Here is a 4,603-nt window from a genome sequence, read left to right on the forward strand (position 1 = left end):
CTCCGCGGGGGGCCCTATCCGCCAGGGGCCCGCCGGCCGGGCCCCCCCCCCCCCCGGTCGCCCCCGACGGATCGGTCGTGTACCCGGGGGGCCCGACGGGGAAGGGTGCGCGAACGGGGGATGCCCAGGAGGGGGAGGCATCGCCCGGACGCGGCACCCGGGGGGGGTGGAGTCAGTGCTCGCGGGGCGCGGGCACCACGCGCTCCACCTCGGGGTGGACGGTGAGCAGCTGGCGCATGGCCGCCTCGGCGGCCGCGCCGTCGCCGGCCGCGAGGGCGTCGACGATCCTGCCGTGCTGGGCGAGCGATGTCTCGTTCGGCCGGTCACAGCCGGTCACCGGGCCGCCGGAGACCTGGAGAGCGGCCGAGACGATGCCGGAGAGGTGTTCGAGCATGCGGTTGCCCGCCATCTGGATGAGCAGCGAGTGGAACTCGGCGTCGGCGCGGGAGAAGGTCAGGACGTCGCCCTGCCCCATCGCGTGCCCCATGATCTCGACCATGTCGGCGAGGCGCTGCTGGACGTCGTCGCGCCCGTGCCCGGCGGCAAGACGGGCGGCGAGGGGCTCGATCGTCCAGCGCAGCTCGCTCAGCTCCCGGCGCTGGTCGTCGCGCTGCGGCCCGAAGGCCCGCCACTCGATGATGTCCGGGTCGAGGAGGTTCCAGTCACTGACGGGGCGCACCCGCGTACCGACGTTCGGACGGGCACTGACCAGGCCCTTCGCCTCCAGGACGCGGAGCGACTCCCGCACGACGGTCCGGGAGACCTCGAAGCGCTGGCCGATCTCCTCGGGCACGAGCGGACGGTCGGCGCCCAGATCTCCGGAGACGATCATCTGTCCGAGCTGCTGAACGAGCTGGCCGTGCAGCCCGCGTCCGCGGCTGCCCGCCGCACGGCGGCCGACGCGGCCGAGTTCGGGATCCGCGCCCTCCCAGGCGGGGGTTCCGACGCGGTCGGCGACGGATGCCTCGGCGTAGGGGTAGCGGTCGAGTTCGCCCGGGCCGACGAGTCCGGAGTCGGCGGCGCGGGCGGCGGTCATCATGGTGTGCGCAAGGGTACTCACGCATCTTTTGTCGGCGTCGTTTCCAACTCCCTTGAGGTCTTTGGTGAAAAGCACACGAAAGGGTGATCGCTCACCCCGTCGCAATTGACGCCTTATCGGAAAGAAATGAGCTATCCCCGGGGAGTTGCGCTCAACGCCATTCAGAAAAGGGCGAGAAGAGTCGTCATCGGACCTTGCCACGTAGGGTCGTGAAGAGAAAAGCACCGAGCAGAGCGGCGAGGGACAACGTCAGCGCGCCACCCACGGGTTGGGCGACCAGGCGGGCCACGGCCTCCACGTACCGCTCCCCGCCGAACGGCCACTGGTTCAGCAGAAGCTCCCGCATCCGCAGCGGAAATCCGGCCGCGGTCCGTACGGACGGTCCCTCCACGACCTTCTGTACGACGGGTACGACGGCCACCGGCACGGCGACCACCGCGGCGAGCCCCGCCGTGGTGGACCGGAACAGTCCGGCCGCGAGCACCCCGGCCCACGCGCAGCCCACCACGAGCCCGAACCAACTGGCGCCCAGCGAAAGCCAGTCCGAAGGCACCTCCGCGAGCTCCCGGCCGTAGACGAGATACAGCATCTCGATGTCGCAGCCCAGGGTGAGCACCGCGAGCAGCAGGGCGGTGGCGGTGGTGACGAGGAGCTTCGCGGCCAGCAGCCCCAGCCGGCGCGGAACGGTGCCGCGGTCGGCGGCGAGCGCGGGATGACGGAACTCGTCACCGAAGGCGAGCGCGCCGAGCAGCCCGGCCCCGAGCGCCGCGGGCGGCAGCGGCAGCTGCTGCGGCCACCCGGCCATCAGCCGGGGCCGGGGGGTGTGACCGATCCGCGCGAGGACGACGGCGGTGACGGCGGAGACCAGGAGCACGACGCCGCAGGTGACGAACCCGGTGCCGACCCCGGCCGCGCGCCGCAGTTCGTAGCGCAGGGGGCGGAGGGGGCTGGGTGCGGTGCGCACGGAGATGGGCGGAGGGAGCTCGGGAAGCGCGTCGGGACCGGGACCGGCCTCGGACGCCTCGGCGGCCTGCTTCCGGGAGGTGCCCTCCGGCGCCTCGGTCTTGCGCTCGGACTCCGTCCGCCGCCGGCCGCCGGACCGCGCCTGCGGGGTGCGGGCCGCGGTCTCCTGGGACGCGGCGGACCGCTCACGGCGCTTGCGGGCCGGTGCGGACGCGGGCGCCGGTGACCCGGCGGACTCCGTGGCCGAGGTGGGCTCCGCACCGACCGGGCCGCCGGCGCGGGCGCGGGTCGCCGCCTGCTCACGGGACCCGGCGGAGCGCGTGGCGGCCGCCTTGCGCTGCGGCGCGACATCGGCCCGCGCCGCCTCGTCCGAGGACCGGTCGGCCGCGGCGCGGTCGGCCGCGGCGGCCGGTCCCATGTCGCCGATCTCGTCGGCGAGTTGGTGGACCGGGATGCCGTGCCGGAACGCCGTCTCCCCCACGTCGGCGCATGTACTGCCGTACACCGACAGCCGGTTGCCGCTCTCGCGCACGACCTCGACCGAGCGGTGCGTGGTACGGGCCTCCTTGGCGAGCAGGGTGGCGAGGCGGGGGGCGTGGGGGGTGCGGACGGCGACCCGGGGGCGCAGCCGGGTGCGGGCGAAGTCGGCGGCCTCCTGGTCGGCGACGATCCGGCCCCGTTCCAGGGTGACGACCTGGTCGGCGGTGCGGGCTGCCTCCTTGGGGTCGGCCGTGGTGAGCAGGACGGTGCCGCCCTGGGCGACGTGCGCGCGCAGCATGCCGTGCAGCCAGCGCTTCTCGCGCGTGGAGAGTCCACCGGCGGGGTCGTCGAGCACAAGGGTGTGCGGGTCGGTCAGCAGGGCGCAGGCCAGTCCGAGACGGCGGTCCATGCCGCGCGAGAGCGTGGAGAGCCGTTCGTCGCGCAGGCTGACGAGACCCACGACCTCCAGCACCTCGTCGGCGCGCCGCGCGGGGACGCCGGCCGCCGCGCAGAGCATGCGCAGATGACCGCGGACCGTGCGGGACGGATGCCCCGGCACATCGCCGAGGACCACACCCACCTCGCGCGAGGGATGGGCGATGCGGTGCAGGGGGCGTCCCCTGAAGTAGGTGACGCCTCGGCCCCGTTGGAGTTCGAGCATGAGTCTGAGCACCGTGGTCTTGCCCGCACCCGGGCCCCCGAGCAACGCGGTGACGCGCCCCGCGCGCGCCTCGAACGAGACGTCGTCGACGGCGGGGGGAAGGTCCTTGCGAGGGTCGCTGGTCAATCCGATGGCCTGGATCACCCGCAGCAAGATAGCGTGCTATGTCCGTTTTTTCGGGTAGGGCAAGGCCCGCTGCCGGGACCCCTTCCACGCGAGCGCGCCGGACCCGGCTCCCCGCCTTCGGCCACGCCCCCGGCCGGAACGCCGTGCGGGCCGCCGCGTCAGACCTCGGGGCGCAGCATCGGGGGGTTGAGCAGTGTGGCGCCGCCGGCCCGGAAGAGCTGTGCCGGGCGCCCTCCTTGGCGGGTGGTGGTGCCGCCGGTCGGGACGAGGAACCCGGGTGTGCCCGTCACCTTGCGGTGGAAGTTGCGCGGGTCGAGCGCCACGCCCCACACCGCCTCGTACACGCGCCGCAGCTCGCCCACGGTGAACTCGGCGGGGCAGAACGCCGTGGCCAGCGACGAATACTCGATCTTGGACCGGGCGCGTTCCACTCCGTCGGAGAGGATCCGCGCGTGATCGAAGGCAAGCGGTGCGACGGGCTCGCCGTCCCGGCCGTAGCCGCCCTGCTGCAGCAGTTCGTCGACCGGGGCCCAGCGCGCGTTGCTCGCGTCGCCTCCCGCCGTCGGCGCGGGCAGGTCGGGGGCGAGCGCCAGGTGGGCCACGCTCACCACCCGCATCCGGGGGTCCCGATCGGGGTCGCCGTAGGTCGCCAACTGCTCCAGGTGAGCCCCGTAGTCCTGGGCCGGAGCGCCCGGATCGTGGGCCTGCAGACCGGTCTCCTCGGCCAACTCCCGTGCCGCCGCCTGTGCCAGATCCTCGTCGGCCCGCACGAATCCGCCGGGAAGCGCCCAGCGCCCCTGGAAGGGGGGCTCTCCCCTGCGGACCGCCAGCGCGCACAAGGCGTGACGGCGCACGGTCAGCACGACCAGGTCCACGGTGACGGCGAAGGGCGGAAAGGCTGACGGGTCGTAGGGCATGCGGCGATCATAGTCGTCTGCTTGACGATAAACACTCCCTTCTATGGTCAGGGTGATCGCGGACCGGGGTCACGTCCGGATGAGCATGCGCCGCCTCACGCGGCCGTACCCCCGCCTCCGTCGCACCTTTCGTCGGGACGGGCCGCGGTCCCACGAGCCGGCTTCCGGCGCGGCGCGCGGTCGGCCGCTCCCTTCGTGGTGGGGGCCGAAGGCGTTTCCGGGCGCGTGGGCCCGGGATGCGTGCCGGTGGCCGTACGCGGGCGGGGGACCCTGGCCCGTCGCTCCCGTCCGGGGCTCTTCGTCGCGCGGGAGTCGTTCCGGCGGGCGGCCGAGGGGTGGCGGGGGCGGGGGGAGGGGGGGGGGGGGCCCCCCACACCCCGCCCCCCCCCACCCACACCCCCAGCACCGGGCGCCCCC

At 74.3% G+C, this 4,603-nt stretch carries 3 protein-coding genes; all 3 read right to left on the reverse strand.

All coding sequences use genetic code 11. The annotated features are described in order from the left end of the window. Window positions 1-172: 172 nt before the first annotated feature. The 3 genes from ACFV46_RS33550 to ACFV46_RS33560 all read right to left on the reverse strand — a co-directional run bounded on the left by ACFV46_RS33550 (window position 173) and on the right by ACFV46_RS33560 (window position 4,186). Window positions 173-1,060: an FCD domain-containing protein gene (locus ACFV46_RS33550; RefSeq protein ID WP_361927474.1), complete on the reverse strand. Its 888-nt coding sequence runs from the start codon at window positions 1,058-1,060 to the stop codon at window positions 173-175. A 163-nt stretch (window positions 1,061-1,223) separates the two neighbouring features. Beyond that, window positions 1,224-3,287: an ATP-binding cassette domain-containing protein gene (locus ACFV46_RS33555; protein ID WP_385500970.1), complete on the reverse strand. Its 2,064-nt coding sequence runs from the start codon at window positions 3,285-3,287 to the stop codon at window positions 1,224-1,226. A 140-nt stretch (window positions 3,288-3,427) separates the two neighbouring features. Further along, complete coding sequence (locus ACFV46_RS33560) at window positions 3,428-4,186, reverse strand: NUDIX domain-containing protein (protein WP_062671463.1); 759 nt, start codon at window positions 4,184-4,186, stop codon at window positions 3,428-3,430. Between the last annotated feature and the right edge of the window lie 417 nt (window positions 4,187-4,603).

Origin of the sequence: Streptomyces sp. NPDC059852 (assembly GCF_042731455.1) — a bacterium.
Lineage (GTDB): Bacteria > Actinomycetota > Actinomycetes > Streptomycetales > Streptomycetaceae > Streptomyces.

Coding starts and splice junctions, on each gene's coding strand:
- ACFV46_RS33560 (WP_062671463.1), bottom strand. CDS start 4,186: ATGCCCTACGACCCGTCAGCCTTTCCGCCCTTCGCCGTCACCGTGGAC.